The sequence below is a fragment of the Klebsiella sp. CN_Kp106 genome (assembly GCF_040064575.1).
Classification (GTDB): domain Bacteria; phylum Pseudomonadota; class Gammaproteobacteria; order Enterobacterales; family Enterobacteriaceae; genus Klebsiella; species Klebsiella michiganensis.
In genome coordinates, this window is record NZ_JBEAIG010000013.1 from 27,380 (window position 1) to 51,687 (window position 24,308).

The window sequence follows — 24,308 nt, forward strand, 5'->3', positions numbered from 1 at the left end:
GAATCGCCATGTTTACCTTTATTAAAAAAGTCATCAAAACCGGCACCGCGACGCACTCATACCCGCTGGAGCCGATGCCGGTGGATAAAAACTTCCGCGGCAAACCGGAGCATAACCCGCAGCAGTGCATCGGCTGCGCCGCCTGCGTTAACGCCTGTCCGTCGAACGCCCTGACGGTGGAGACCGATCTGGCCACCAACCAGCTGGCGTGGCAGTTCAACCTCGGACGCTGCATTTTCTGCGGACGCTGCGAAGAGGTTTGCCCGACGGCGGCGATTAGGCTCTCTCAGGAGTACGAGCTGGCGGTGTGGAAAAAAGAGGATTTCCTCCAGCAGTCGCGTTTTGCCATCTGCCACTGTCGGGTATGCGCACGGCCGTTCGCCGTACAGAAAGAGATCGACTACGCCATCGCGCTGCTCAAACACAACGGCGACAGCCGCGCCGAGCTGCATCGCGAAAGCTTTGAGACCTGCCCGGAGTGTAAACGCCAGAAGTGCCTGGTGCCGTCCGACCGTATTGAACTGACTCGCCATATGAGAGAGGCCAGCTGATGAGCAACTTATTAGGCCCGCGCGATGAAAACGGCATTCCGGTGCCGATGACGGTGGATGAGTCCATCGCCAGCATGAAGGCATCGCTGCTGAAGAAAATTAAGCGTTCCGCCTACGTCTACAGGGTGGACTGCGGCGGCTGCAACGGCTGCGAGATCGAGATTTTCGCTACCCTGTCGCCGCTGTTCGACGCCGAGCGTTTTGGGATCAAAGTGGTGCCGTCGCCGCGTCACGCCGATATTCTGCTGTTTACCGGGGCGGTAACCCGGGCGATGCGTTCTCCCGCGCTGCGCGCGTGGCAGTCCGCGCCGGACCCGAAAATCTGTATCTCCTACGGTGCCTGCGGCAACAGCGGCGGCATCTTCCACGACCTCTACTGCGTATGGGGCGGCACCGATAAAATCGTGCCGGTGGATGTCTATATTCCCGGCTGCCCGCCGACCCCCGCCGCGACGCTGTACGGCTTCGCGATGGCGCTGGGCCTGCTGGAACAGAAAATCCATGCTCGTCTGCCGGGCGAACAGGACGAACGGCCGACCGAGCTTCTGCACCCGGATATGGTACAGCCGCTGCGGGTGCGCATCGACCGCGAAGCGCGCCGGCTGGCGGGCTATCGCTACGGTCGCCAGATAGCCGACGACTATATGCGCCTGCTGGGGCAGGGCGATAGCCAGGTGGTGCGCTGGCTGGAGGCGGAAAAAGATCCGCGCCTGACCGAGATCGTCACCCATCTGAACCAGGTGGTCGAGGGAGCGCGTATCCGATGAGCGAGACGGTGGTGTTCAGTCAGCTGAGCCGTAAATTTATTGATGAGAACGATGCGACGCCCGACCAGGCGCAGCAGGTGGTCTATTACAGCCTGGCAATTGGCCACCACCTCGGCGTCATCGACTGCCTTGAGGCGGCTCTGAGCTGTCCGTGGCAGGCGTATCTGGCGTGGATTGCGACCCTCGAAGAGGGCAGCACCGCGCGGCGCAAAATGGAAGGCGTGCCGAAGTACGGCGAGATTGTTATTGACAGCAATCATGTGACGATGCTGGCCAACGCTTTTGATAAAGCGCAGGCCCGGCAGACCCCCGAGCAGCAGGCGTGGAGCAAAACGCTGCTCAGCATGCTGCATGATATTCACCAGGAAAGCGCCATCTACCTGATGGTGAGGAGACTCCGTGACTGACGTTTTACTCTGTGTCGGCAATAGTATGATGGGCGACGACGGCGCAGGTCCGCTGCTGGCGGAGATGTGCGCGGCTAATCCCGTCGGCGAATGGGTGGTGATTGACGGCGGCAGCGCGCCGGAGAACGATATCGTCGCCATTCGCGAGCTGCGCCCCGAGCGCCTGCTGATCGTCGATGCCACCGATATGGGCCTGAATCCCGGCGAGATCCGCATCGTCGATCCGGACGATATCGCCGAGATGTTTATGATGACCACCCACAATATGCCGCTCAACTATCTGATCGATCAGCTAAAAGAGGATATCGGCGAGGTGATTTTCTTAGGCATTCAGCCGGATATCGTCGGCTTTTATTACCCGATGACCCAGCCGATTAAGGACGCGGTCGAGGTGGTGTACGCGCGGCTTGATGGCTGGCAGGGGAATGGCGGTTTTGCGGCACTTGAAGCCGCAGAGGAGCCGGCGTTCCCCGGCTAAGCGCAGCGCGAGCCGGAAGTTCGGCCTGGGGGAGCAAGCGTACTTTTTTCCCGGGTCGCGGCGTAAACGCCTTACCCGGGCTACCGGTTCGCGGGCGTTGATGAACCTGTAGCCGGAAGTTCGGCCAGGGGGAGCAAGTGTGCTTTTTCCCGGGTCGCGGCGTAAACGCCTTACCCGGGCTACCGGTCTGCGGGCGTTGATGAACCTGTAGCCCGGCTAAGCGTAGCGCAAGCCGGGAAAATTTCCGTGTTGCAGGTGTTTGTTAAGCTGAAGCTCCCTCAGTCCGCGGGGCACACTACGCCAAATCTTCCCCATTGCTGGCAATCACCTTCTTATACCACCAGAACGACTTTTTGCGTTTTCGCGCCAGCGTGCCGCGTCCGGCATCGTCGCGGTCGACGTAGACAAAGCCGTAGCGCTTGCTCATCTCGCCGGTGGAGGCGGACACCAGATCGATACAGCCCCAGCTGGTGTAGCCCATCACCGGAATGCCGTCCTCGATGGCGTCACCCATCGCTTTAATATGCTCGCGCAGATAGCTGATGCGGTAGTCGTCGTTAATCTCGCCGTTAGCGTCAATCTCATCCCGCGCGCCGAGACCGTTTTCCACGAGGAACAGCGGTTTCTGGTAGCGGTCATACATCATATTCATGGTGATGCGCAGGCCGAGCGGGTCGATGCCCCAGCCCCATTCGCTGGCCTGAATATGCGGGTTCTTCAGCGATTTAACGATATTGGCGGCGCTGGTGTTGCCGGCGTTCATCTCCGCCGACGCGCAGCGTGAAGCGTAGTAGCTGAAGGAGACGAAATCGACGGTATGGCGCAGGATCTCATCATCGCCCGCTTCTTTGGCGATGGTCACGCCTTTCTCGCGGAATACCCGCGCCGCCCATACCGGATACGCGCCGCGCGCCTGGACATCGATAAAGAACAGGTTCTCGCGATCTTTCTCCAGCGCCATCCACACGTCTTCCGGCTTACAGGAGTAGGGGTAGAAGTTGCCGCCCGCCAGCATACAGCCGACCTGATTTTGCGGATTCACCTCGTGGGCGATTTTGGTCGCTAAGGCGCTGGCGACCAGTTCGTGATGGGCGGCCTGGTATTTCACCTGCTCCTGATTTTCCCCCTCTTCAAACACCAGACCGGCGCCGGAGAACGGGCTATGCAGCATGATGTTGATTTCATTGAAGGTAAGCCAGTATTTCACCAAGCCATCAAAGGCTTCAAAGCAGGTGCGGGCGTAGCGGGTGAAGAACTCCACCATTTTTCGATTGCGCCAGGAGCCGTACTCGGTGACCAGGTGCATCGGCACGTCGAAATGGCACAGCGTCACCAGCGGCTCGATGCGGTGCTTTTTGCACTCCTCGAACAGCGAGCGATAAAAGGCGATCCCTTCCGGGTTCGGTTCCAGCTCATCGCCCTCAGGAAACAGACGGCTCCAGGCGATAGAGGTGCGGAAGACGCTAAAGCCCATCTCCGCCATCAGGGCGATATCTTCTTTATAACGATGATAAAAATCGATCGCCTCGTGGCTCGGGTAGAACTCATCGTCGCGCAGCGCGAAGCGTTTCTCCTGCCCCAGCTTGACCGCCAGGCGGTGCGCGCCGTGGGGAATCATATCGACGGTGGTCAGCCCTTTGCCACCCTCCAGATATGCCCCTTCGGACTGGTTGGCGGCCAGTGCGCCGCCCCATAAAAATCCCTGTGGAAAAGTCGCCATGCGTTACCTCGTTAACAAAATGGTGTTCAGGCGTGAGAAGCCTGGGTGCCGGCCTGGCGCTGTCTGGCGTCGGCGGCGGCTTCTTCTTGCGGAATATCTTCAAAGCCAAGCATTAGCGTCAGGACAAACGACAGCACTACCGCCAGCGCCATGACGCCGAAGACCCAGACGATGGTCATCGGATTGGCCGGGTCGAAAAACTGGACGCTGGTAAACAACCCCGGCGCCGCCATTGAGTGGCTGGCGAGCCCGGCAATACCGGCCACCGCGCCGCAGATAAAGCCGCTGATCAGGCTGGCGATCAGCGGTCGCTTCAGCCGCACCGCCACGCCGTACAGCGCCGGTTCGGAAATCCCCGCCAGAATCGCGGAAGCCGCGGCCGCCAGCGCCGTCTGGCGCAGCTCCGGGTTTTTGGTTTTCCACGCCACCGCCAGCGACGAACCGCCCAGCGACAGATTAGCGCCGATTTCCGACGGCATTACCATGCCCTCTTTGCCGGTTTCGGCGATGGTCTGAATGATAGTCGGGGTAAAGACCCGGTGCATCCCGGTCATTACCAGCAGCGGCCACAGGGCGCCCATGATCGCCACCGACAGCCAGCCGAGATAGCTGTGGATCGTATAGACCAGCGCGGAAATGGCGCTACCGATCCAGATGCCGAGCGGGCCAATCAGCAGAATCGACAGCGGAGCGGCGATCAGCACGATCAGCATCGGTTTAAGGAAGTTTTTTGTCACCGCCGGGGTGATACGGTCGACCCAGCGTTCGATATAGGAGAGGCACCAGGTCATCACCAGCGCCGGGATCACGGTATAGGTGTATTTCACCGCCGTCACCGGAATAAAGGCGAACTCCACGTGCTCGCCCTGGGCGGCTTTGGCCATCAGCTCGATAAAGCTCGGGTGTACCAGCACCCCGGCAATCGCAATCGCCAGCGACATATTGGTTTTGAACTTCACCGCCGCGGAGGCCGCAACCATCAGCGGCAGGAAGAAGAACGCGCCGTCGCCGATAACCGTCAGAATAGTCAGCGTTGTCGCGCCTTTGGGCAGCACGCCGGTCATCTCGAGGATCATTGCCAGCAGCTTAACCATCGATCCGCCGATAATCGCCGGGATCAGCGGCGACATGGTGCCGATCAGCGCGTCGAGGATCCCGGCGCCGATGCGTTTCAGGGTAATGGGCGGTTTCCCCTGCGGTTCGGCGGGGCGTAGATCCCCCGGCAGCAGCGCGACCACTTCGCGATACGCCTGGGAGACGGTATTGCCCACGATCACCTGGCACTGGTTATCGCTACGCACGACGCCGAGCACGCCTTTCAGCCCTTTGAGGGTGGCGCTGTCGACCCGCTCGTTGTCTTTGACCACGAAACGCAGGCGGGTCATGCAGTGGGTGACGGCGGCAACGTTATCTGCGCCGCCAATTGCCGCGATAATCTGCTGCGCCAGAGCTGCATAATTTTTAGACATCGGATTTTATCCTGTTTATCAATGGGGTACTGGCTTGTCACCGCGCCGGAAAGCGGAGCGGCATCATGCATACATAGGAAACCGGTTCCACAAAATCATGATTAGTTTCATGAATGCATACAAGAAATAAAAAAATAAGATCTTGATTTTGTGATTTTGATCGCTGTGTGCGCATCAGCGCGGGCGACGCGCAAATGCTGAAAAAGCGCAGCGCGTGCAGTACACTGCGGGCAACATTGGCAACAGGAATAACCACATGGCAACGATGCTGGAGGTAGCGAAGCGCGCGGGGGTGTCAAAGGCCACCGTTTCGCGGGTGCTGTCGGGGAACGGCTATGTCAGCCAGGAGACCAAAGATCGCGTCTTCCAGGCGGTGGCCGAAAGCGGCTACCGGCCGAATCTGCTGGCGCGCAACCTGGCGACGAAAAAGACCCAGACCCTCGGGCTGGTGGTGACCAACACCCTTTATCACGGCGTCTATTTCAGCGAACTGCTTTACCACGTGGCGCGGATGACCGAAGACAAAGGGCGGCAGCTGATCCTCGCCGACGGCAAGCACAGCGCGGAGGAGGAGCGCGAGGCGATTCAGTATCTGCTCGATCTGCGCTGCGATGCGATTATTATCTATCCGCGCTTTCTCAGCGTTGATGAGATGGATGAGATTATCGAAAATCATGAGCGGCCGATCATGGTGCTCAACCGCCGCCTGCGCCGCAACGCCAGCCACTGCGTCTGGTCCGATCAAAAGGCCTCGGCGATGATGGCGGTGGAAAAGCTTATCGCGCTGGGCCATCGGGAAATCGCGTTTATTACCGGTTCGCTGGATTCGCCAACCGGCGTAGAGCGTCTCTCGGGCTATAAAGACGCGTTGGCCCGCGGCGGCATTGCCCTGAATGACTCTCTGATCGTCGAAGGCCGCTGGACGCCGGAAACCGGCGCGGCGGGAGTCGAGACGCTGCGCCAGCGCCGCGTCGGCTATAGCGCGCTGGTGGCGAGCAACGACGATATGGCGGTTGGCGCGATGAAGCAGTTGCACCAGCTCGGCGTCAAGGTTCCGGAGCAGGTTTCGGTGGTGGGCTTTGACGATATCGCGCTGGCGCCGTTTATGGTGCCGGCGCTCTCCAGCGTCAAAGTCCCGGTGACGGAGATGATCAAAGAGAGCATCAACCGGCTGATCTTTATGCTCGACGGCGGCGATTTTAAATTTCAGCAAACCTTTTCCGGCGAGCTGATTGAACGCGACTCGATGGTTCCCGGCCCGCACGCCTGACGTCGTCAGCTGTCATCGTCACAACTGACGATGACAGTATCTTCCGTATTTATCTTCTTTAATATCAGTAAGATAAAAGTTGGAACGCATTATGCATACTCCGGCGCGTAACCTTCTTACAGCTGGAGAAATGGATGAACCGTTTCATTATCGCCGACGCGAGCAAATGCATCGGCTGCCGCACCTGTGAAGTGGCCTGCGTGGTCTCTCATCAGGAAAATCAGGACTGCGCCGCGCTGACGCCAAAAAGCTTTTTACCGCGTATTCACGTGATCAAAGGCGTTAATGTGTCGACGGCCACCGCCTGCCGTCAGTGCGAGGACGCCCCGTGCGCCAACGTCTGTCCGAACGGCGCGATCGGCCGCGATCAGGGCTTCGTCCACGTGATGCAGGAGCGCTGCATCGGCTGCAAAACCTGCGTGGTGGCCTGTCCCTACGGCGCCATGGAAGTGGTGGTGCGCCCGGTTATCCGCCACAGCGGCGCGGGGCTGAACGTGATGGCGGAAAAAGCCGAAGCCAACAAATGCGACCTTTGCCACCACCGTGAGGAAGGCCCGGCCTGTATGGATGCCTGTCCGACCCACGCGCTGATTTGCGTCGACCGCAACAAGCTCGAACAGATGAATATCGAAAAACGCCGCCGCACCGCGCTGGCCTGGTAAGCCGGTCGCGCAATGAACGGGGTGCAAATCCGCATTCGCGGTAAAGTGCAGGGGGTGGGATTCCGCCCCTTCGTCTGGCAGCTGGCGCAGCAGCTGGGGCTGCGCGGCGACGTGTGCAACGACGGCGACGGCGTGCTGGTGCGCCTTGTCGGCGATGATGCGCCATTTCTCGCCGCGTTAACCCGGCGCTGCCCGCCGCTGGCGCGTATCGACAGCGCGGCAGCGGCGCCTTTTGTCTGGGCCGCGCCGCCGCCGGGCTTTACCATCCGCCAAAGCGGGGCCGGAAGCATGCGCACGCAGATTGTGCCCGATGCCGCTACCTGCCCGGCATGCCTGGCGGAGATGAACAACCCGCGGGAGCGCCGCTACCGCTATCCGTTTATCAACTGCACCCACTGCGGGCCGCGCTTTACCATTATTCGCGCTATGCCCTACGACCGCCCGCTGACCTCTATGTCGCCGTTTCCTCTTTGCCCCGCCTGCGCGACGGAATATGGCGATCCCGCCGATCGCCGCTTTCACGCGCAGCCGGTAGCCTGCGCCGAGTGCGGGCCGCAGCTGGAGTGGCGCGGCCCGCAGGAGCATTTATTTGGCGAGGCCGCCTTAGATGCGACGATTGCTCGCCTGCTGGCGGGCGATATTGTGGCGGTGAAGGGGCTGGGCGGTTTCCATCTGCTGTGCGACGCCGGAAACCGCGAGGCCGTGGCGAAGCTGCGGGCGCGCAAGCATCGCCCGGCGAAACCGCTGGCGGTGATGCTGGCGACAACGGCGGGGCTCGATGAACCGGCGCTGACGCTGCTGACCTCTCCCGCCGCGCCGATCGTGCTGCTGGAGAAAACGCAGGTGGCCGGCCTGTGCGACCAGATTGCGCCAGGGCTTGCGGAAGTAGGGGGGATGCTGCCGTCTAATCCACTGCAGCATTTACTTTCGCAGGCGCTGGCGCGCCCATTAGTGATGACCTCCGGCAACCTCAGCGGCCGCCCGCCGGCGTTAACCAACGCCGAGGCGCTGGCGGATTTAGCCGGAATTGCCGACGGATTTCTGCTGCATAATCGCGAGATTGTGCAGCGGATGGATGATTCCGTGGTGCGGCAAAGCGGCGAGATGCTGCGCCGTGCCCGTGGCTACGTGCCTGACGCGCTGGCGCTGCCGCCGGGTTTCCACGACGTACCGCCGCTGCTGGCTCTCGGCGCGGATATGAAAAATACGTTCTGCCTGCTGCGCGGCGATGAAGCGGTGCTCAGCCAGCATTTTGGCGATCTCGATGAGGAGGGCGTCGAGGCGCAGTGGCGGCAGGCGCTGCGTCTGATGCAGGAGATTTACGCTTTTACCCCCCAGCGGGTGGTTGCCGACGCCCATCCCGGCTACCGCGCTTCGCGGTGGGCGGCGTCGCTGGCGCTTCCGGTGGACCGCGTGTTGCATCATCATGCCCACGCGGCCGCCTGCCTGGCCGAGCACCGCTGGCCGCGGGAGGGCGGCGACGTGATTGCCCTGACCCTCGACGGTATCGGGATGGGGGAAAACGGCGAACTGTGGGGCGGCGAGTGCCTGCGGGTCAACTATCGCGAGTGCGAGCATCTCGGCGGTCTGCCGGCGGTGGCGCTGCCTGGCGGCGACCTCGCGGCGCGTCAGCCGTGGCGCAATCTGCTCGCCCACTGCCTGGCCTTCGTCCCCGAGTGGCAGAATTATGCCGACACCGCCGCGCTGCGCCAGCAAAGCTGGCCGCTGCTGGCGCGGGCAATCGAGCGCGGTATTAATGCGCCGCAGGCATCGTCGTGCGGCCGTCTGTTTGACGCCGTCGCCTGCGCGCTGGGCTGCGCTCCGCTAACCCTGAGCTATGAGGGGGAAGCGGCGTGCCGTCTGGAGGCGCTGGCGGCGACCTGCGAAGGAGTTGAGCATCCGGCGACGCTACCGTGGCGCGATGGAAAACTGGATCTGGCGACGTTCTGGCAGCAGTGGCTGAGCTGGCAGGCGAGCCCGGCGCAAAAAGCGTGGGCCTTTCATGATGCGCTGGCCCGCGGGCTGGCGGCCATGATGCGCGATTGCGCGAACGCGCGGAATATTCACACGCTGGCCTTCGGCGGCGGGGTACTGCACAACCGCCTGCTGACGGCGCGATTGACCTTTTATCTGGCCGATTTTACTCTGCTCTTTCCGCAGCAGCTGCCCGCAGGCGATGGCGCGATTGCCCTCGGCCAGGCGGTTATCGCTGCGGCCCGCCTACAGGCTTAAAGGACACCGATATGATAGTGACGATTTTGCGTCAGCAGCCGCGCGCAGCGGCGCTGGTGCTGGCATTGATTGCCGCCAATTTGCTGGCCTGGGGCTGGGCGTTTACGGCGTTCGGCGGCAGCGGCGCGCTGATGGCCGCCAGCCTGCTGGCCTGGGGTTATGGTCTGCGCCACGCGGTGGACGCCGACCATATCGCGGCCATCGACAACGTGACCCGCAAAATGATGCAGCAGGGGAAGCGGCCTTTTGCCGTTGGCGCGTGGTTCTCGCTGGGGCATTCGTCGATTGTGGTGCTGGCTTCGGCGGCGATTGCCGCGACCGCCACCGCGTTTGGCCAGCAGATGAGCTGGTTTCACGAGACCGGCAGCGTTATCGGCACCGCCGTGTCGGCGCTGTTCCTGCTGGTGATGGCCTTTATCAACCTGGTTATTTTGCGCAGCGTCTGGCGCAGCTTTCGGGCGTGGAAGCAGGGCGAAAAGGTGAGCGATGAGGTCATGACCGGCGGCGGCATGATGAGCTGGTTGTTCGGTAAAACCTTCCGCCTGATTAGCCGCAGCTGGCAGATGTATCTGGTGGGCTTTCTGTTTGGCCTCGGCTTTGATACGGCGACGGAAATCGGCGTGCTGGGGATCTCCGCCGCCAGCGCGTCGAGCGGGGTGTCAATTTGGTCGATTATGGTTTTTCCGGCGCTGTTCGCCAGCGGGATGGCGCTGGTGGATACGCTCGATAACGTGCTGATGGTCGGCGCCTACGGCTGGGCGTTCAGCAAGCCGCAGCGCAAGCTCTATTACAATATGACCATTACCGGCACCTCGGTGGTGGTGGCGCTGTTTATCGGCGGTCTGGAAGCGCTGGGGCTGTTGATGGATAAGTTCTCTCTGAGCGGCGGCCTCTGGCGCTGGGTTGGCGCATTGAACGACCATCTCGGCGACGCCGGTTTTGTGGTGGTCGGGCTGTTCGTGGCCTGCTGGGTGCTGTCGGTGCTCAACTACCGCTGGCGCGGGTACGATAACCTGGCGCGGTAGGTTGGGCATTTCCCCGGCTCGCGCTGCGCTTAGCCGGGCTACCAAACCCGAGCGCCTCGCAAGTTGGGTAGCCCGGGTAAGGCGTTTACGCCGCGACCCGGGAATAACATTATTTCATCGAGGTTAACTCACCAGCTGCTTGAGCAGGGCAAAAGCATCTTTCATGCGATCCTCGCTGACCACAAAAGCGCGCAGCTGGTTCTCGGCGTCAACGCCTTTCGCGACCAGGCCGTCTTTGGCGGCAACGATATTCCACGTCAGATCCTCGCGCCGGGTATCGCCCGCCAGGTGCAGCGGTAAATCCGGCGTTTTGACCTTCACCAGCATCGGCGGCAGCTTCAGTTCTCCCTGCTGGGCCAGCAGATTTTTACTCAGGCACATGGCGCTTAGCAGAATCGGCTGCAGAAAAGGCAGGACCATGCCGTTGATTTCCGCGCAGTCGCCGAGGGCGTAAATCGCCGGATGGCTGGTTTGCAGCTGACTGTTCACCACCACGCCGCGGTGAGTTTTCAACCCCGCATGCCGCGCCAGCGCCGTTTCCGGGCGTAAACCGGCGGCGGCCACCACCGCATCCACCGTCACCGTACGCTGGCGGTCAAGGGTGACGCGAATCCCGTCGGCGCTCTGCGCCAGGCTTTCCAGCTGGGACTTCAGCATCAGATGCACGCCCATGTCGGTCAGACGATGCTGCAGTCGGCTGCTGGCCTCGGGCGGCATCAGGGCCGACAGTACGCTGGCGGAGTTATCCACCACCGTCACCGCTTTGCCGGCGCGGCAGAAATCCATCGCCAGCTCGCAGCCAATCAGCCCGCCGCCAACGATCAACACCCTTTTTGCATCGCGCAGATGGCTTTGCGCCGCACCGTATTCCCGCTGGCTGTTCAGGGTCAGCATCAGCTCGCGGCCCGGCACCGGTGGGATAAACGGCGTCGCGCCGGTGGCCAGCACCAGTTTGTCATAGCGCCACTCGCGGTCCTGGCTCTTCACCAGGTGCTGCTCGGCGTCGATATCGCTGACCCAGGTATGCGGAAACAGGCGCAGATTGTACTGCTCGGCAAACTCGCCCGCCGTTTGCAGGGTCAGGTCGTCGGCGTTCTGCCCGCGGCTGACCACATGGCTGAGATCCGGTTTGTTGTACTCATCCATGCTGTCGGCGGCGATCAGGGTCAGCGGGATATTCGGGTCCTGCTTGCGAATATTTTTCACCAGCTGACGGGCCGCGAAGCCCGAGCCGATGATGACGATGCCATCACTCATTTTGCCTCCGATGCCAGAACGTCAAACACATCTTTACCCAGTGAACACTCAGGGCAGAGGAAGTTATCCGGGACTTCGCTCCACGGCGTACCCGGCTGGACGTCCTGGTTCGGTTCGCCCTGTTCGGGGTCGTAAATCCACTGGCAAACGCTGCACTGCATTTTCGGGCCGAGATCGGCTGCCGCTGGCGCTGCGCAGGGCGTTGCCTCAGGCGCGGCGTGTTTGGCCTGGCTCGCCGGCAGCGGGGAGAGGGCCCACTGGCGGGCGATTTCGCGGCCGTGCTCGCGGCACACTTCCAGCGCGTCGAGATCCGGGCGCCATTTGGCCTTCAGGCTCAGGGACATTTCAAAGCCCGCATCCTGTAAACGCGTGGACAGGCGGTCAACCGCGCCGCCGCTCCAGCCGTGGGAGCCGAAGGCGCTGGCGCGCTTGTTACGGAAACGCAGGCCGGTCATCTCCTCCACCAGCCCGGCGATTTTCGGCATCATCACGTTATTCATGGTTGAGGTGCCGACCAGCACGCCCTTCGAGCGGAACACGTTGGTCAGGATTTCATTTTTATCGCTGCGGGCGACATTGAAAATTTTCACCGCCACCCGCGGATCCACGTCGGTAATGCCCTGGGCTATCGCGTCGGCCATCATGCGGGTGTTGTTGGACATGGTGTCGTAGAAAATCGTGATGCGGTCTTCCTGATAATCCGCCGCCCACTCGAGATATTTTTCGACGATCTGCGTCGGGTTATCGCGCCAGACCACGCCGTGGGAGGTCGCAATCATATCCACCGGCAGGTTAAAGCCGAGGATTTCGGTAATTTTCGGCGTCACCAGGCGGCTGAACGGGGTCAGAATATTGGCATAGTAGCGCTGGCACTGCTCATAAAGCTCAACCTGGTCAACTTCATCATTAAACAGATGTTCATCGCAGTAGTGCTGGCCGAAGGCGTCGTTGCTGAACAGCACCGCGTCGCCGGTCATATAGGTCATCATGCTATCCGGCCAGTGCAGCATCGGGGTTTCGACGAAAATCAGCTGCTTGCCGTTGCCGATATCCAGGCTGTCGCCGGTTTTCACCACCTTAAAATTCCACTCCGGGTGATGATGGTGTCCGGTGATGGAGTCGATGGCGTTGGCGGTACAGTAAATCGGGGTGTCCGGGATCTGGGTCATCAGCTCGGTCAGCGCGCCGGCATGGTCCTCCTCAGCATGGTTGATAATGATGTAATCAATATCGGCGAGGTCGATTTCACCGCGCAGGTTCTGCACGAATTCACGGCTGAATTTATGATCGACGGTATCGATCAGCACATTTTTTTCTTCCCGGATGAGATAGCTGTTGTAGCTGCTGCCGCGCAGCGTTTTGTATTCAGTCCCGTGGAAATCACGCACTTCCCAGTCGCGTTGGCCAACCCAATGAATGTTATTTTTAACCAGAATAGACATAGCAACCTCAATTAATTCAGCAGTGTTCAAATAAGATGTTTTGCTTATATCAAGTTGCGTGCCAACTTTTTAATTAATTGAATTTAAAGTGTTTTAAGTTTTTTATTAAATCTGTTGATGTCAAATTGACAATGGTTAAAATAGTCGATATGACTACGTTTGGTGTCAAAATGACTATGAGGCGACAATGAGTTTCTCCGTCGAGGCCCTGGCGAAAATCGCCATTGATTTACAAAGCGATCTCGGCCATGCCGACCGTTTTTCGCGTTTGATTACCACCCTGCGGCAGATACTCGGCTGCGATGCTTCGGCGCTGCTGCGCTACGAGGCGCACCAGTTTGTGCCGCTGGCGATTGATGGCCTGGCCCAGGACGTGCTTGGCCGACGCTTTGCCCTTGAAGGCCACCCGCGGCTGGAGGCGATTGCCCGGGCGGGGGACGTGGTGCGCTTCCCGGCGGATAGCGACCTGCCGGACCCTTACGATGGCCTGATCCCCGGACAGGAGAGCCTGAAGGTGCACGCCTGCGTCGGCCTGCCGCTCTTTGCCGGGCAAACCCTGATCGGCGCGCTCACCCTCGACGGCATGGATGCGGACCGTTTTGACAGCTTCAGCGACGAGGAGCTGCGCCTGATTGCCGCCCTGGTGGCCGGGGCGCTCAATAACGCGCTGCTGATCGCCCGGCTGGAGAATCAAAACGTGCTGCCGGAGCAGGCTATCGTGTATCCGGCAGCCGAACGTCAGGAGATGATTGGCCTGTCGGCGCCGATGCTGCAGCTGAAAAAAGAGATCGATATCGTCGCGGCTTCTGACTTAAACGTGCTGATTAGCGGCGAGACCGGCACCGGCAAAGAGCTGGTGGCGAAAGCGGTGCATCAGGGGTCGCCGCGGGCGGCCAATCCGCTGGTCTATCTCAACTGCGCGGCCCTGCCGGAGAGCGTGGCGGAGAGCGAGCTGTTTGGCCACGTCAAAGGGGCGTTTACCGGGGCGATCAGCAACCGCAGCGGTAAATTTGAAATGGCGGACAACGGGACGCTGTTCCTCGATGAAATTGGCGAGCTTTCGCTGGCGCTCCAGGCCAAGCTGCTGCGGGTGCTGCAGTATGGCGATATTCAGCGCGTCGGCGACGATCGCAGCCTGCGGGTTGATGTGCGGGTGCTGGCGGCCACCAACCGCGACCTGCGTCAGGAGGTGGTGGAGGGGCGCTTTCGCGCCGACCTGTATCATCGCCTGAGCGTGTTTCCGCTGTCGGTTCCGGCGCTGCGCGAGCGGGAAAGTGATGTAGTGCTGCTGGCCGGCTATTTTTGCGAACAGTGCCGTTTGCGTATGGGGCTGGCGCAGGTGATTTTAAGCGAAGCGACGCGGGCCAGGCTGCTCGCCTGGTCATGGCCGGGCAACGTACGCGAACTGGAGCACGCGATTCATCGGGCGGTGGTGCTGGCGCGGGCGACGCAGGCGGGTAATGATATCGTGCTGGAGCCGCAGCATTTTCAGCTGGCCGGGGAAGCGCCAGCCTTGCCGACCGTCAGCCCGCAGCCGGCGGCGGAAGCGGTGAGCCTGCGCGAGGCGACGGAGGCGTTCCAGCGCGAAGCGATCGCCAGCGCGCTGGCGGCTAATGGCCGCAGCTGGGCCGCCGCCGCCCGCGCGCTGGGGCTCGACGTCGCCAACCTGCACCGGCTGGCGAAACGTCTGGGGCTTAAAGGATCCCGGCCTGATAAAAGTTCTGCAGGTTAATCGCGCCGACCAGCTGGCCGCTTTCATCCACCACCGGAGCGGCGCTGATTTTATGCTTCATCAGGCGCTCTTTGGCTTCTATCGCGCGGCTTTCCGCTTGCAGAGTGACGCCGTTGCGGGTCATCGCCTGGCTGACGATATCCTGTAAGCTGCCGCCGCCCACCAGCCAGCGGCGCAGGTCGCCGTCGGTAAAGACGCCCTGCACGTGATTGCGCTCATCGCAGACCGCCACCAGCCCCAGGCCGGTGCGGCTGAGTTCGAGCATCGCGTCCATGACGCTGGTGTCGTTGGCGACGCGCGGCACGTCGCCGTCGCGGCGCATCAGATGGTGAACTTTGTTCAGCAGCCGCGCGCCCAGCGCGCCGGCCGGGTGCGAACGGGCGAAATCTTCTTCGTTAAAGCCGCGGGCCTGCATGACCGCCATGGCCAGCGCGTCGCCGAGCATCAGGGTATTGACGGTGCTGGAGGTGGGCGCGAGGTGCATCGGACAGGCTTCACGCTCTACGGCAATATCAAGCACCGCTTTGGCCGCCAGCGCCAGCGGTGAAGTGGATTTACCGGTCATCGCCAGTAGCGGAATAGATTTTTCCTCCAGGCGCGGAACGATAAGATCCAGCTCTTTAGCGCTGCCGGAGTAAGAGATAAACAGCATCACGTCGCGGCTGTCGAGCATGCCGAGGTCGCCGTGCAGCGCTTCCGCCGGGTGAACAAAAAATGCCGGGGTGCCGGTGCTGGCGAAGGTGGCGGCCAGCTTTTTACCAATATGACCCGATTTACCGATACCGGAGACGACCAGTTTGCCCTCGCAGTGGATAATGGTTTCCGCCGCGCGGATGAAGTCGTCGCCCAGGCGTTCAGGCAGGCGGCTCGCCTCCTGAAGCTCCAGCATCAGGGTCTGGCGTCCGGCTTCTAACAGAAAGTTACTCATGATGTTCTCCAGTAATAATGACTTCGATGCCTTTGTCTTCCAGCGCCCGCTTAAATTCCGGGCTGATATCGGCATCGGTAATCAGTTTGTCTACGCTCTCCAGGCCGCAGACGATATTGGGACTTTTGCGGCCAAACTTCGACGAGTCGGCCATCAGGATAACTTCGCGGGCGGCATTGCACATCGCTTTGCTGACCGTATAAACCTCATTAAAGGTGGTGACGCCGGCGATTAAATCAATGCCGTCGGTGCCCATAAACAGTCGATCGAAGCTGAAGTGTTCGAAGGCGTTTTCCGCCAGCTGGCCGTGAAAGGAGGCCGATTTTTTGCGGAACGTGCCGCCCGGCATCAGGATGGTTTGTTCGTTATCCAGTTCGGAGAGGGCGTTGACGATATGCAGGCTGTTGGTCATCACGGTAATGTTATTGAAGCGGCTGAGCATCGGCACCATTTGCAGCACCGTACTGCCGGCGTCAAGAATGATCGAGTCGCCATCGTGAATAAAGCTGACCGCGGCTTCGGCAATCCGCTCTTTTTTATGGGTGTTGATCAGCGTTTTGTGGTCGATGGGCGGATCGGCCTCGTCTTTATTTAACACCACGCCGCCGTAAGTGCGGATAACGGTACCGGCATTCTCAAGGATCACCAGATCCTTACGGATGGTGGTGCCGGTGGTGTCGAAGTGTTGCGCCAGCTCTTCGACCGAGCATTTGCCCTGCGATTGCAGGTGCTCGAGAATGGCTGCCTGGCGCTGACGTGGTTTCATAGGCGTTGTATCCTGCGTTTAAAGTTTCGAAATGATAATTTCGCAAGATATTAACGTTCACAACGAAATTATCCATGTTTCGGATTAAGCGCTAATGATAGTGCATTCTGACAGAGCGGATCATTGGGAAAGATCACATCAGGCTGCAATTCCTTAAGATGCTTACCGGTGAGGGCGGGAATTTTTTGCGGCCTGGCGAAGACGGTGAGGCCTTTCATTAACAGCGTATCGCGGATGCGGTCGTCTTCGTCGACGGCAATGGCGACGACGGCCCGCGGCTTGAACCGCCCCGAGGAGCGGCCGACGCCGACGCGTCCCTGCTGGCACAGCCGATCGAATGCGCGATTGAACTGCCTGATCTGCCAGCCGCCAAAGGCGAGCTGGGTTATCCAGGCGATGGCGGCGATAGTGATAAGTGCGGTAACCATAAAAGTCTCCTTAAGGCGTGTGCGATATTTCCCCGGAGGGCGGCGAGTTGCGCCTTACCCGGGCTACGGATCGGTGCGGGGTGCCGGTTTTGTAGCCCGGATAAGCGCAGCGCAATCCGGGACCTCTGGTTTAAAACATCACCTGCCCGCCGGTGACGTTGATAGACTGCCCGGTGCAGTATGAAGCCTGCGGACTGGCGTAAAACATCAGCACGTTAAGTACGTCCTGGTAATCGCAGCCGCGCTTCAGCGGGACTTTGTCGATGTAATACTGCTCGACCTGCTCCTCCGGGATCCCCAGCTTGGTGGCGTACTGCGGCAGCAGAGACTGGAACATCGGCGACTTCAGCAGGTTGCCGAGCATCAGGGAGTGCACGGTAATCCCGTACTCCGCGAGGTCCAGCGCCAGCGACTGCGTCAGCCCCACGCCGCCAAACTTCGCCGCGCTATAGCCGGAGTTATGCTTGCTGCCCACTTTGCCGGATTTAGAGTTGATCTGAATGATGCGACCTTTAATGCCGTCGCGGATCATCAGGCGGGAAAACTCGCGGGCGCAGAGGAAGTAGCCCACCAGATTCACCTGCAGCGAACGGTCGAAATCCCCCAGCGCGAAGTCGCTGATAAACGCCGCTTTAGCGATCCCGGCGCTATAGACCAGCAGGTCGACGCGGGAAAATATTTCGTCTACCCCGCGGGCTAGGGCGACCACGCTGGCTTCGCTGGTGGCGTCCGCGCCGAAGCCCCACGCCGTTCCTTCGCCATATTCCGCGTTAATTGACTGCGCGACGCGGGACGCTTTATCGCTTTGAATATCGACCACCGCCACGCGATAGCCTTCCGCGGCAAGCCCGCGACACAGAAACTCCCCTAAGGTTTGTCCCCCACCGATGACAACAGCAACCTGATTCATAATTTTCTCCTTACAACTTAAGCAACAAATTTCAGTACGCAGCCGGCGGCGATGCCTTCCGGCACTGGCCCCGCCACGTGTACGGTTCCGGGGAATTCCGCTTCGCGGTGGCCGTCAAAGCGCAGCGTGATATGGCCCAGCTCGCGCAGGTTCTGCTCGGCGACGTCGCCGACGGCGGTGACCGGGTAGCGCAGCTCGCCGAGCTGCAGCTCAGCGCCCGGCACCAGCGCGCCGGAGAGCTCGCCGTGGTTGTGAATAAAGCAGTACTCTTCGATATCGGCCGGGGCGCCTTCGCGGAAGGTGATCAGCATCTGCTCGTCCAGCGCCATCGCCGCGCTGGCGCCGATATGCGTAATGGTGGTCTGGTAAATCACGGTCATCTTCAGGCACCTCTTATTGGTAAATAAATCCGGAAACGAACCAGGCGATCAGCACCGTTGGCGCGCCGGTCAGGAAGCGGCTCACCAGTACCGACGGTACGCCGACGCGCACGGTGTCCTGGCGCGCTTCCGCCAGCGACAGGCCAACCGGGATAAAGTCGCAGGCGGCCTGGGCGTTAATGGCGAACAGCGCGGGCAGGGCGAGATGCGGCGGAATATTGCCAAGGCCAATCTGCACGCCAATCAGCACGCCGATAACCTGGGCGATGACCGCGCCGGGGCCGAGAAACGGCGACAGCAGCGGGAAAGAGCAGATCAGCGCCAGGGTGACGAGGCCCAGTGGATGGCTGGCGAGCGGCGCCAGGCCGTGGGCAATCCAGTCGCCGATGCCGGAGGCCATGATGATGCCGATCAGCGCCGCGACGAAGGCCATAAACGGCAGAATGGTTTTCAGCACCGTATCGATGGTGTCGCGCCCGGCCTGGAACAGCACCGCCACGACCGAGCCCATCCCCATACCAACTTTGGCCAGCAGGCCGTCGCTCTGCTCGGTTATTTTCTTGCTGGTGTCATAGTCGCGGGCCGCCGGCTGGGCAGGCGCGGCCTGCGGGGCCGGGGAGGGACCCTCTTCCAGCGCGAAAATGTTCTCTTCTTTGACGCCGGAAACGTAAATGTCTTCGACGATGTACTGCGCCAGCGGACCCGATTTGCCGGTCGCGTGGATATTAATGGTCGGGATGCGGCGCTTCGGGTAGATACCGCAGCGCAGGGTGCCGCCGCAGTCGATAATCGCCACGCCGATTTCCGCTTCCGGCGGTTCGCCCTCTTTGAAGCCATCGACCGCCTGCCAGCCGGTGAGGCGGGCAATTTTATCGACGATCGCCGGGCGGGTGCCCGCGGTGATATAGACAATCTTTTTACCGGCAACGGCGTCCAGTTCGAGCGGGCCGCCCCAGCCGCCGGCGCCTTTTTCAATGCGAATACGGGTCATGATGTCGCTCCTGACAGATGCACTTTCTGCTCAAGCTGGATGGCCATTTTTTTCTCAAAAATCGACGTGGTCAGGTCGGTCACCCAGCCGCGGAAGAAGTTCGTCACCAGGCCCACCAGCAGATAGCTCACCGCCAGCGGCCCTAACGGCAGACCGAGGGTGGTTAGCCCGTTGGCGATCCCCAGATAGACGAACAGTTCGCCGGGGTTGATGTGCGGAAACAGGCCGTTCATTGAGTGGCAGCTGTAGGAGGCCGCCGCGTAGTAGCTCGGTTTGTATTTCTCGGGCATAAAGCGCCCAAGGCTCAGGGTCATCGGGTTACAGAAAACGAAGGTGCCGATGCAGGGCAGCAGCAGGTAGCGGGAGATCGGATTACCGGCGCAGCGCTGCGCCAGCTTTTCGATCCGCTGCTGACCAATAAAGTTGATCAGCGCGTTCATGATCACCAGCAGACTGATCAGCAAAGGCAGGATCCCGGTGACCATACCGGTGAACACCTCGCCTCCCTTCTGAAACAGGCCGATAAACCATTCGGCGCCGTGGGTAACGACTTCAATCATTGTTCTCTCCTTCAGCGTGTTATTTTTCTTGCTAACTGGCAGCTAATTTTAATCATTTTAAAAGGTTTGAAATTGTTATATTGATCGCAAAATGAAAGATAAATATTTTATTTTGAAAGATTGTGGCTGAAGTGAACGAAGGATCCGACGGGGCGAGAGGAAAAAGGGCGATAAAAAAGAATTTACATCGCCGCCGCTTCCTTGTGAGCGGGCGCATGCTTTACCATAATTACCCCTTGCCGATTTGTTAAATGGATGTCCCATGTTGAAGCGTCGTTCCCTGGCTTTACTCCCCCTGTGCGTTCTCCTCGCTGCCTGCAGCAGCAAACCTCAAACTCCTGCGGAAAAGGAAATGGCGGGCGGTACGGGCGGTTTTTTACTCGAGCCGCAGCATAACGTGATGGAGATGAGCGGCGATTTCGCCAATAACCCGGCGGCGGAACAGTTCATTGATAAAATGGTGAGCAAGCACGGCTTCGACCGACAGCAGCTGCATCAAATTCTCTCGCAGGCCAAACGCCTGGACTACGTGCTGCGTCTGATGGACCGTCAGGCGCCCACCGGACTGCCGCCGTCAGGGCCAAACGGCGCCTGGCTGCGCTACAAAAAGCAGTTTATTACCCCGGATAACGTGCAGAACGGTGTGGCGTTCTGGAACCAGTATCAGGATGCGCTCAACCGCGCGTACCAGGTATACGGCGTGCCGCCGGAGATTATCGTCGGGATTATTGGCGTCGAGACCCGCTGGGGGCGGGTGATGGGGAAAACCCGCATCCTTGATGCGCTGGCGACGCTGTCGTTTAACTATCCGCGCCGCGCAGAATACTTCTCCAGCGAGCTGGAAACGTTCCTGCTGATGGCGCGCAGCGAACAGGATGACCCGCTCGATCTGAAAGGCTCCTTCGCCGGCGCGATGGGCTACGGTCAGTTTATGCCCTCTTCTTACAGGCAGTACGCGGTGGACTTTAACGGCGACGGGCATATCAACCTGTGGGATCCGGTCGATGCGATCGGCAGCGTAGCGAACTACTTCAAGCAGCACGGCTGGGTGAGCGGCGATCTGGTTGCGGTACAGGCGCTGGGCCAGGCGCCTGGGCTGAACAATGGGTTCAAAACCAAATACAGCGTCTCGCAGCTGGCGGCGGCGGGACTTACCCCGACTCAGCCGCTGGGTAACCACCAGCAGGCGAGCCTGCTGCGTCTGGATATCGGCACAGGCTACCAGTACTGGTACGGTCTGCCGAACTTCTACACCATTACCCGCTATAACCACAGCACCCATTACGCGATGGCCGTCTGGCAGCTCGGTCTGGCGGTTTCTCAGGCCCGGATGCAGTAATCCCGTCTTCTGTGCTCCTCTCCGTCCGGAGAGGAGTCTGTAACATTTTGCAGCATTTCCTTTTGTTGACGCCAATTTACATTCCGCGCTTCTTTTAATATTGTTATGTTATAACGTTTTATTGAGGCATAAACATTGACTTCCTTATTGATGACTTCAGGCATCGCCCGGCTGGCGATGGCCGGCGTGCTGCTGGCCGCCCTGTGGCTGGCAACCTGGTGGGCGGTATCGCTGCCATGATAGAGCTCGATCATCTGGTGGCTGGCTATGAAGGGCTGGCGATCGCGCCGTCCCTTAGCGGCACGATTGCAACGGGGAGTATGACGGCTATCGTCGGCCTGAACGGCTGCGGGAAATCGACGCTGTTAAAGACGCTGGCCGGATTTATCCCGCCGGTCAGCGGCCGCCTGAACTGGCGCGACGGACGGCCGGTTATCGGCTGGCTGGCGCAGCGGCATGCGCTGGAGTCGCAGTTTCCGCTCACGGTGCAGGATGTCGTCAGCCAGGGGGCCTGGCCGCAGGTATCGTTGCTGCGCGGGCTCGGGGGGGAGGTGCGCCAGCGTATCGTCGCAGCCATAGCGCGGGTGGGGCTGCTAGCGATGGCGAAAACGCCGATTGAGGCGCTCTCCGGCGGCCAGTTTCAGCGCATGCTCTTCGCGAGGGTGATGGTGCAGCGCGCGCCGCTGGTGATGCTCGACGAACCGTTTACCGGCATCGACGAAGCCACCTGCCGTGAGCTGATGGCGCTGATCCTGGAAATGCATCAGCAGGGGCAGACGATTCTGGCGGTGCTGCACGATAACCAGCGGGTCGCCGACTATTTCCCGGAAACGATGCTGCTGACGCCGCAGCGCGCCCGCTGGGGCAGTACGCCTGATGTGCTGCCCGCCTTTCACTCCGCGAGGCTGGCATGATCTGGCACACCTTCATTCAGCCCTTTATCGAGTTTGGCTTTATGCGCCGCGCGCTGGTGGTGTGCCTGGCGCTCTCCCTGAGCACGACCATGCTCGGCGTCTTCCTACTTTTACGCCGCATGAGCCTGATGGGCGATGCGCTCTCGCATGCGATTTTGCCCGGCGTGGCGGTGGGCTACCTGCTTAACGGGATGTCGCTGCTGGCGATGACCGTCGGGGGTTTTATTGCCGGCATTGCGGTGGCGCTGGTGGCGGGGTGGGTCAGCCGACGCACGCTTTTAAAAGAGGATGCCAGCTTTGCCGGATTTTATCTCGGCTCCCTGGCGCTGGGCGTCACGCTGGTCTCGCTGCGCGGCTCTAACGTCGACCTGCTGCATCTGCTGTTCGGCTCAATTCTGGCGGTAGACCGCGATTCGGCGCTGTTTGTGACCGGCGTTGCCAGCCTGACGCTGATTTGCATCGCCCTGTTTTATCGCGGCCTGGTCAGCGAAGCCTTCGACAGCGTCTGGCTTCAGGTGAACGCGCGAAGAGTGCCTGCGCTGCTGCATGGCCTGTTCCTCGCCCTGCTGGTGCTCAATCTGGTGGCCGGGTTTCAGGTGCTCGGCACGCTGATGGCGGTGGGAGTCATGATGCTGCCCGCGGTCGCGGCGCGCTGCTGGGCGCGGACGCTGCCGGGCATTCTGCTGCTGGCGGCGCTGATGGGCGGTTTTTGCGCGTGGATGGGGCTGAGCCTGTCGTGGGCGGCGAATTTGCCTGCCGGGCCCGCCATTGTGCTGACCGCCAGCGGCCTCTTTTTTGTATCGGTGTTTTTTGGCTCGCGCAGCCGGCTGGTTGTCGGCTGGCGTAAATTAATGGGGTAAGGACAATGATGAAACGTACCGGGATATGGCTGGCGCTGGCGCTGGGTCTGGCATCGCACGGGGTGATGGCGAAAACGCTAAACGTGGTGAGCAGTTTTTCCGTGTTGGGCGATATGGTGCAGCAGATTGGCGGCGAACATGTGCATGTGGATACGCTAGTGGGGCCGGACGGCGATCCGCATACCTTCGAGCCCTCGCCGAAAGAGAGCGCGCTGCTGAACAACGCCGATGTGGTGGTGGTCAACGGCCTGGGGCTGGAGGGCTGGCTGGACCGGCTGATTAAAGCATCCGGGTTCAAAGGCGAGCTGGTGGTGGCTTCCCGCGGAGTCAAAACCCACACGCTTGAAGAAGATGGCGCAACGGTAACCGATCCGCATGCGTGGAACAGCGCCGCGAACGGTGCGCTGTACGCGCAGAATATCCTCAACGGCCTGGTGAAAGCCGACCCGGAAGATAAGTTGGCGCTGGAGGCTTCCGGCAAACGCTATATCAGCCAGCTTAACGAGATCGATCGCTGGGCTAAAAGCCAGTTCACCGCCATTCCACAGGCAAAGCGTAAGGTTCTGACCAGCCATGATGCTTTCGGCTATTTTGGCCGCGCCTATGGCGTGACCTTCCTCGCGCCACAGGGGCTATCTTCGGAAAGTGAGGCCAGCGCGGCGCAGGTGGCGGCATTAATTCGACAAATTAAAGCCGACGAGGTGCATACCTGGTTTATGGAAAATCAGCTGGATCCAAGACTGGTTAAACAGATTGCCAGCGCGACGGGCGCGCAGCCGGGAGGAGAGCTCTACCCTGAAGCCCTCTCTCAACCGGGCGGCGTGGCGGACAGCTACGTGAAAATGCTGCGTCACAACGTGGAGCTGATCGCGGCGAGTATGAAATAAATAAAAACCGGCCCGCGATGGGCCGGTTATCCGCCGCTATGGTTCTGCGAGTATCTGCTTGATTTTCTTGTTCAATGTGAATCCACTGGCAATACAGCCCACGCCCAGCAGGATCTGTACGCCTTCGAACAGCGGGTTGAATGAGCGGGTGAAAATATGCGGTAGCGCGGTTAGCAGCGAAACTGTGCCGCATACAAACAGGCACAGGCGCACCTGGCGAATTTTTTTCACGTTCTGCTCTGAGGTAAGCGTTGCTTTGGCCATTCCTGGTAACCTCTCATTTAACTCTTCCTTATATGTGCGGTGAATTGTGACACCGGCGCCCCCGGGCGG

The 24,308-nt window shown here is 60.4% G+C and carries 25 protein-coding genes; 13 read left to right on the top strand and 12 right to left on the bottom strand.

Features of this window, described 5'->3' with window-relative positions:
* Window positions 1–8: 8 nt before the first annotated feature.
* The 4 genes from ABLU96_RS07395 to hycI are packed head-to-tail and all read left to right on the top strand — an operon-like array spanning window position 9 to window position 2,203.
* On the top strand, window positions 9–551 hold the full coding sequence (locus ABLU96_RS07395; RefSeq protein ID WP_025107277.1) for a formate hydrogenlyase complex iron-sulfur subunit: 543 nt from the start codon (window positions 9–11) through the stop codon (window positions 549–551).
* Complete coding sequence (locus ABLU96_RS07400) at window positions 551–1,318, top strand: NADH-quinone oxidoreductase subunit B family protein (protein WP_032750980.1); 768 nt, start codon at window positions 551–553, stop codon at window positions 1,316–1,318. Before ABLU96_RS07395 ends, ABLU96_RS07400 begins: the two co-directional genes overlap by 1 nt.
* Complete coding sequence (locus ABLU96_RS07405; RefSeq protein ID WP_014226530.1) at window positions 1,315–1,725, top strand: formate hydrogenlyase maturation HycH family protein; 411 nt, start codon at window positions 1,315–1,317, stop codon at window positions 1,723–1,725. The genes ABLU96_RS07400 and ABLU96_RS07405 overlap by 4 nt, the downstream gene beginning before the upstream one ends.
* On the top strand, window positions 1,718–2,203 hold the full coding sequence (gene hycI / locus ABLU96_RS07410) for a hydrogenase maturation peptidase HycI (protein WP_032694626.1): 486 nt from the start codon (window positions 1,718–1,720) through the stop codon (window positions 2,201–2,203). The genes ABLU96_RS07405 and hycI overlap by 8 nt, the downstream gene beginning before the upstream one ends.
* 295 nt (window positions 2,204–2,498) lie before the next feature.
* Here hycI and ABLU96_RS07415 read toward each other — a convergent pair whose 3' ends face one another.
* Both ABLU96_RS07415 and ascF read right to left on the bottom strand, forming a co-directional pair.
* A complete protein-coding gene (locus ABLU96_RS07415; RefSeq protein ID WP_032694625.1) occupies window positions 2,499–3,923 on the bottom strand; it encodes a 6-phospho-beta-glucosidase in 1,425 nt (474 codons plus the stop codon).
* 26 nt (window positions 3,924–3,949) lie between these two features.
* A complete protein-coding gene (gene ascF / locus ABLU96_RS07420) occupies window positions 3,950–5,392 on the bottom strand; it encodes a PTS cellobiose/arbutin/salicin transporter subunit IIBC (RefSeq protein WP_064375640.1) in 1,443 nt (480 codons plus the stop codon).
* A 256-nt stretch (window positions 5,393–5,648) separates the two neighbouring features.
* Here ascF and ABLU96_RS07425 point away from each other — a divergent pair, with 256 nt between their 5' ends.
* The 4 genes from ABLU96_RS07425 (at window position 5,649) to ABLU96_RS07440 (ending at window position 10,581) form a co-directional block, all read left to right on the top strand.
* Window positions 5,649–6,662, top strand: coding sequence for a LacI family DNA-binding transcriptional regulator (locus tag ABLU96_RS07425; protein ID WP_025107280.1), 1,014 nt, complete (start codon window positions 5,649–5,651; stop codon window positions 6,660–6,662).
* A 134-nt stretch (window positions 6,663–6,796) separates the two neighbouring features.
* Window positions 6,797–7,324, top strand: coding sequence for an electron transport protein HydN (hydN, locus tag ABLU96_RS07430; RefSeq protein WP_048260191.1), 528 nt, complete (start codon window positions 6,797–6,799; stop codon window positions 7,322–7,324).
* A 12-nt stretch (window positions 7,325–7,336) separates the two neighbouring features.
* Complete coding sequence (hypF, locus tag ABLU96_RS07435) at window positions 7,337–9,556, top strand: carbamoyltransferase HypF (RefSeq protein WP_064406069.1); 2,220 nt, start codon at window positions 7,337–7,339, stop codon at window positions 9,554–9,556.
* A gap of 11 nt (window positions 9,557–9,567) precedes the next feature.
* Window positions 9,568–10,581: a HoxN/HupN/NixA family nickel/cobalt transporter gene (locus ABLU96_RS07440; RefSeq protein ID WP_025107282.1), complete on the top strand. Its 1,014-nt coding sequence runs from the start codon at window positions 9,568–9,570 to the stop codon at window positions 10,579–10,581.
* 123 nt (window positions 10,582–10,704) lie between these two features.
* Here ABLU96_RS07440 and norW read toward each other — a convergent pair whose 3' ends face one another.
* Together norW and norV are read right to left on the bottom strand one after the other, a co-directional pair.
* Entirely contained in the window at window positions 10,705–11,838 is a 1,134-nt protein-coding gene (gene norW / locus ABLU96_RS07445; RefSeq protein WP_064406071.1) for an NADH:flavorubredoxin reductase NorW, read from the bottom strand.
* Window positions 11,835–13,280, bottom strand: coding sequence for an anaerobic nitric oxide reductase flavorubredoxin (norV, locus tag ABLU96_RS07450; RefSeq protein WP_047723032.1), 1,446 nt, complete (start codon window positions 13,278–13,280; stop codon window positions 11,835–11,837). Before norV ends, norW begins: the two co-directional genes overlap by 4 nt.
* A 187-nt stretch (window positions 13,281–13,467) precedes the next feature.
* Here norV and norR point away from each other — a divergent pair, with 187 nt between their 5' ends.
* Complete coding sequence (gene norR, locus ABLU96_RS07455) at window positions 13,468–15,012, top strand: nitric oxide reductase transcriptional regulator NorR (protein WP_014226520.1); 1,545 nt, start codon at window positions 13,468–13,470, stop codon at window positions 15,010–15,012.
* Here the strand turns inward: norR and gutQ are convergent.
* The 7 genes from gutQ to srlA all read right to left on the bottom strand — a co-directional run bounded on the left by gutQ (window position 14,975) and on the right by srlA (window position 19,975).
* On the bottom strand, window positions 14,975–15,940 hold the full coding sequence (gene gutQ, locus ABLU96_RS07460) for an arabinose-5-phosphate isomerase GutQ (RefSeq protein ID WP_014226519.1): 966 nt from the start codon (window positions 15,938–15,940) through the stop codon (window positions 14,975–14,977). The two genes, norR and gutQ, sit on opposite strands and share 38 nt — an antisense overlap.
* A complete protein-coding gene (locus ABLU96_RS07465) occupies window positions 15,933–16,706 on the bottom strand; it encodes a DNA-binding transcriptional repressor (protein ID WP_004104826.1) in 774 nt (257 codons plus the stop codon). Before ABLU96_RS07465 ends, gutQ begins: the two co-directional genes overlap by 8 nt.
* A 68-nt stretch (window positions 16,707–16,774) precedes the next feature.
* Window positions 16,775–17,134: a transcriptional regulator GutM gene (gutM, locus tag ABLU96_RS07470; RefSeq protein ID WP_048260179.1), complete on the bottom strand. Its 360-nt coding sequence runs from the start codon at window positions 17,132–17,134 to the stop codon at window positions 16,775–16,777.
* Between the two features lie 130 nt (window positions 17,135–17,264).
* The gene (gene srlD / locus ABLU96_RS07475; RefSeq protein WP_049079501.1) at window positions 17,265–18,044 is read right to left on the bottom strand and encodes a sorbitol-6-phosphate dehydrogenase; all 780 of its coding nucleotides are present in this window, start codon (window positions 18,042–18,044) and stop codon (window positions 17,265–17,267) included.
* A 17-nt stretch (window positions 18,045–18,061) separates the two neighbouring features.
* Complete coding sequence (gene srlB / locus ABLU96_RS07480; RefSeq protein ID WP_004132227.1) at window positions 18,062–18,424, bottom strand: PTS glucitol/sorbitol transporter subunit IIA; 363 nt, start codon at window positions 18,422–18,424, stop codon at window positions 18,062–18,064.
* A gap of 13 nt (window positions 18,425–18,437) precedes the next feature.
* Window positions 18,438–19,415: a PTS glucitol/sorbitol transporter subunit IIB gene (locus ABLU96_RS07485; RefSeq protein ID WP_014226517.1), complete on the bottom strand. Its 978-nt coding sequence runs from the start codon at window positions 19,413–19,415 to the stop codon at window positions 18,438–18,440.
* The gene (srlA, locus tag ABLU96_RS07490) at window positions 19,412–19,975 is read right to left on the bottom strand and encodes a PTS glucitol/sorbitol transporter subunit IIC (protein WP_004104818.1); all 564 of its coding nucleotides are present in this window, start codon (window positions 19,973–19,975) and stop codon (window positions 19,412–19,414) included. Before srlA ends, ABLU96_RS07485 begins: the two co-directional genes overlap by 4 nt.
* 262 nt (window positions 19,976–20,237) lie before the next feature.
* On the opposite strand from srlA, the gene mltB reads away from it, so the two are divergent.
* The 4 genes from mltB to ABLU96_RS07510 all read left to right on the top strand — a co-directional run bounded on the left by mltB (window position 20,238) and on the right by ABLU96_RS07510 (window position 23,975).
* On the top strand, window positions 20,238–21,314 hold the full coding sequence (mltB, locus tag ABLU96_RS07495; RefSeq protein WP_009651581.1) for a lytic murein transglycosylase B: 1,077 nt from the start codon (window positions 20,238–20,240) through the stop codon (window positions 21,312–21,314).
* Between the two features lie 203 nt (window positions 21,315–21,517).
* Window positions 21,518–22,228 carry an ATP-binding cassette domain-containing protein gene (locus ABLU96_RS07500; RefSeq protein WP_161506263.1) on the top strand — a complete coding sequence of 237 codons (711 nt, stop codon included), beginning with the start codon at window positions 21,518–21,520 and terminating at the stop codon, window positions 22,226–22,228.
* Window positions 22,225–23,088 (top strand): metal ABC transporter permease, encoded by an 864-nt coding sequence (locus tag ABLU96_RS07505; RefSeq protein WP_014226515.1) that lies wholly within the window; start codon window positions 22,225–22,227, stop codon window positions 23,086–23,088. Before ABLU96_RS07500 ends, ABLU96_RS07505 begins: the two co-directional genes overlap by 4 nt.
* Window positions 23,089–23,096: 8 nt before the next feature.
* Window positions 23,097–23,975: a metal ABC transporter substrate-binding protein gene (locus ABLU96_RS07510; RefSeq protein WP_046877499.1), complete on the top strand. Its 879-nt coding sequence runs from the start codon at window positions 23,097–23,099 to the stop codon at window positions 23,973–23,975.
* A gap of 36 nt (window positions 23,976–24,011) precedes the next feature.
* On the opposite strand, the gene ABLU96_RS07515 is transcribed toward ABLU96_RS07510, so the two are convergent.
* Entirely contained in the window at window positions 24,012–24,239 is a 228-nt protein-coding gene (locus ABLU96_RS07515; RefSeq protein WP_233932968.1) for a hypothetical protein, read from the bottom strand.
* Window positions 24,240–24,308 lie beyond the last annotated feature (69 nt).

What these genes read in the sequence shown, in the direction of transcription:
- ABLU96_RS07395 (WP_025107277.1), top strand. Translation starts at nt 9, where the DNA reads ATGTTTACCTTTATTAAAAAAGTCATCAAAACCGGCACCGCGACGCAC.
- ABLU96_RS07400 (WP_032750980.1), top strand. Translation starts at nt 551, where the DNA reads ATGAGCAACTTATTAGGCCCGCGCGATGAAAACGGCATTCCGGTGCCG.
- ABLU96_RS07405 (WP_014226530.1), top strand. Translation starts at nt 1,315, where the DNA reads ATGAGCGAGACGGTGGTGTTCAGTCAGCTGAGCCGTAAATTTATTGAT.
- ABLU96_RS07415 (WP_032694625.1), bottom strand. Translation starts at nt 3,923, where the DNA reads ATGGCGACTTTTCCACAGGGATTTTTATGGGGCGGCGCACTGGCCGCC.
- ascF (WP_064375640.1), bottom strand. Translation starts at nt 5,392, where the DNA reads ATGTCTAAAAATTATGCAGCTCTGGCGCAGCAGATTATCGCGGCAATT.
- ABLU96_RS07425 (WP_025107280.1), top strand. Translation starts at nt 5,649, where the DNA reads ATGGCAACGATGCTGGAGGTAGCGAAGCGCGCGGGGGTGTCAAAGGCC.
- hydN (WP_048260191.1), top strand. Translation starts at nt 6,797, where the DNA reads ATGAACCGTTTCATTATCGCCGACGCGAGCAAATGCATCGGCTGCCGC.
- hypF (WP_064406069.1), top strand. Translation starts at nt 7,337, where the DNA reads ATGAACGGGGTGCAAATCCGCATTCGCGGTAAAGTGCAGGGGGTGGGA.
- ABLU96_RS07440 (WP_025107282.1), top strand. Translation starts at nt 9,568, where the DNA reads ATGATAGTGACGATTTTGCGTCAGCAGCCGCGCGCAGCGGCGCTGGTG.
- norW (WP_064406071.1), bottom strand. Translation starts at nt 11,838, where the DNA reads ATGAGTGATGGCATCGTCATCATCGGCTCGGGCTTCGCGGCCCGTCAG.
- norV (WP_047723032.1), bottom strand. Translation starts at nt 13,280, where the DNA reads ATGTCTATTCTGGTTAAAAATAACATTCATTGGGTTGGCCAACGCGAC.
- norR (WP_014226520.1), top strand. Translation starts at nt 13,468, where the DNA reads ATGAGTTTCTCCGTCGAGGCCCTGGCGAAAATCGCCATTGATTTACAA.
- gutQ (WP_014226519.1), bottom strand. Translation starts at nt 15,940, where the DNA reads ATGAGTAACTTTCTGTTAGAAGCCGGACGCCAGACCCTGATGCTGGAG.
- ABLU96_RS07465 (WP_004104826.1), bottom strand. Translation starts at nt 16,706, where the DNA reads ATGAAACCACGTCAGCGCCAGGCAGCCATTCTCGAGCACCTGCAATCG.
- gutM (WP_048260179.1), bottom strand. Translation starts at nt 17,134, where the DNA reads ATGGTTACCGCACTTATCACTATCGCCGCCATCGCCTGGATAACCCAG.
- srlD (WP_049079501.1), bottom strand. Translation starts at nt 18,044, where the DNA reads ATGAATCAGGTTGCTGTTGTCATCGGTGGGGGACAAACCTTAGGGGAG.
- srlB (WP_004132227.1), bottom strand. Translation starts at nt 18,424, where the DNA reads ATGACCGTGATTTACCAGACCACCATTACGCATATCGGCGCCAGCGCG.
- ABLU96_RS07485 (WP_014226517.1), bottom strand. Translation starts at nt 19,415, where the DNA reads ATGACCCGTATTCGCATTGAAAAAGGCGCCGGCGGCTGGGGCGGCCCG.
- srlA (WP_004104818.1), bottom strand. Translation starts at nt 19,975, where the DNA reads ATGATTGAAGTCGTTACCCACGGCGCCGAATGGTTTATCGGCCTGTTT.
- mltB (WP_009651581.1), top strand. Translation starts at nt 20,238, where the DNA reads ATGTTGAAGCGTCGTTCCCTGGCTTTACTCCCCCTGTGCGTTCTCCTC.
- ABLU96_RS07505 (WP_014226515.1), top strand. Translation starts at nt 22,225, where the DNA reads ATGATCTGGCACACCTTCATTCAGCCCTTTATCGAGTTTGGCTTTATG.
- ABLU96_RS07510 (WP_046877499.1), top strand. Translation starts at nt 23,097, where the DNA reads ATGAAACGTACCGGGATATGGCTGGCGCTGGCGCTGGGTCTGGCATCG.
- ABLU96_RS07515 (WP_233932968.1), bottom strand. Translation starts at nt 24,239, where the DNA reads ATGGCCAAAGCAACGCTTACCTCAGAGCAGAACGTGAAAAAAATTCGC.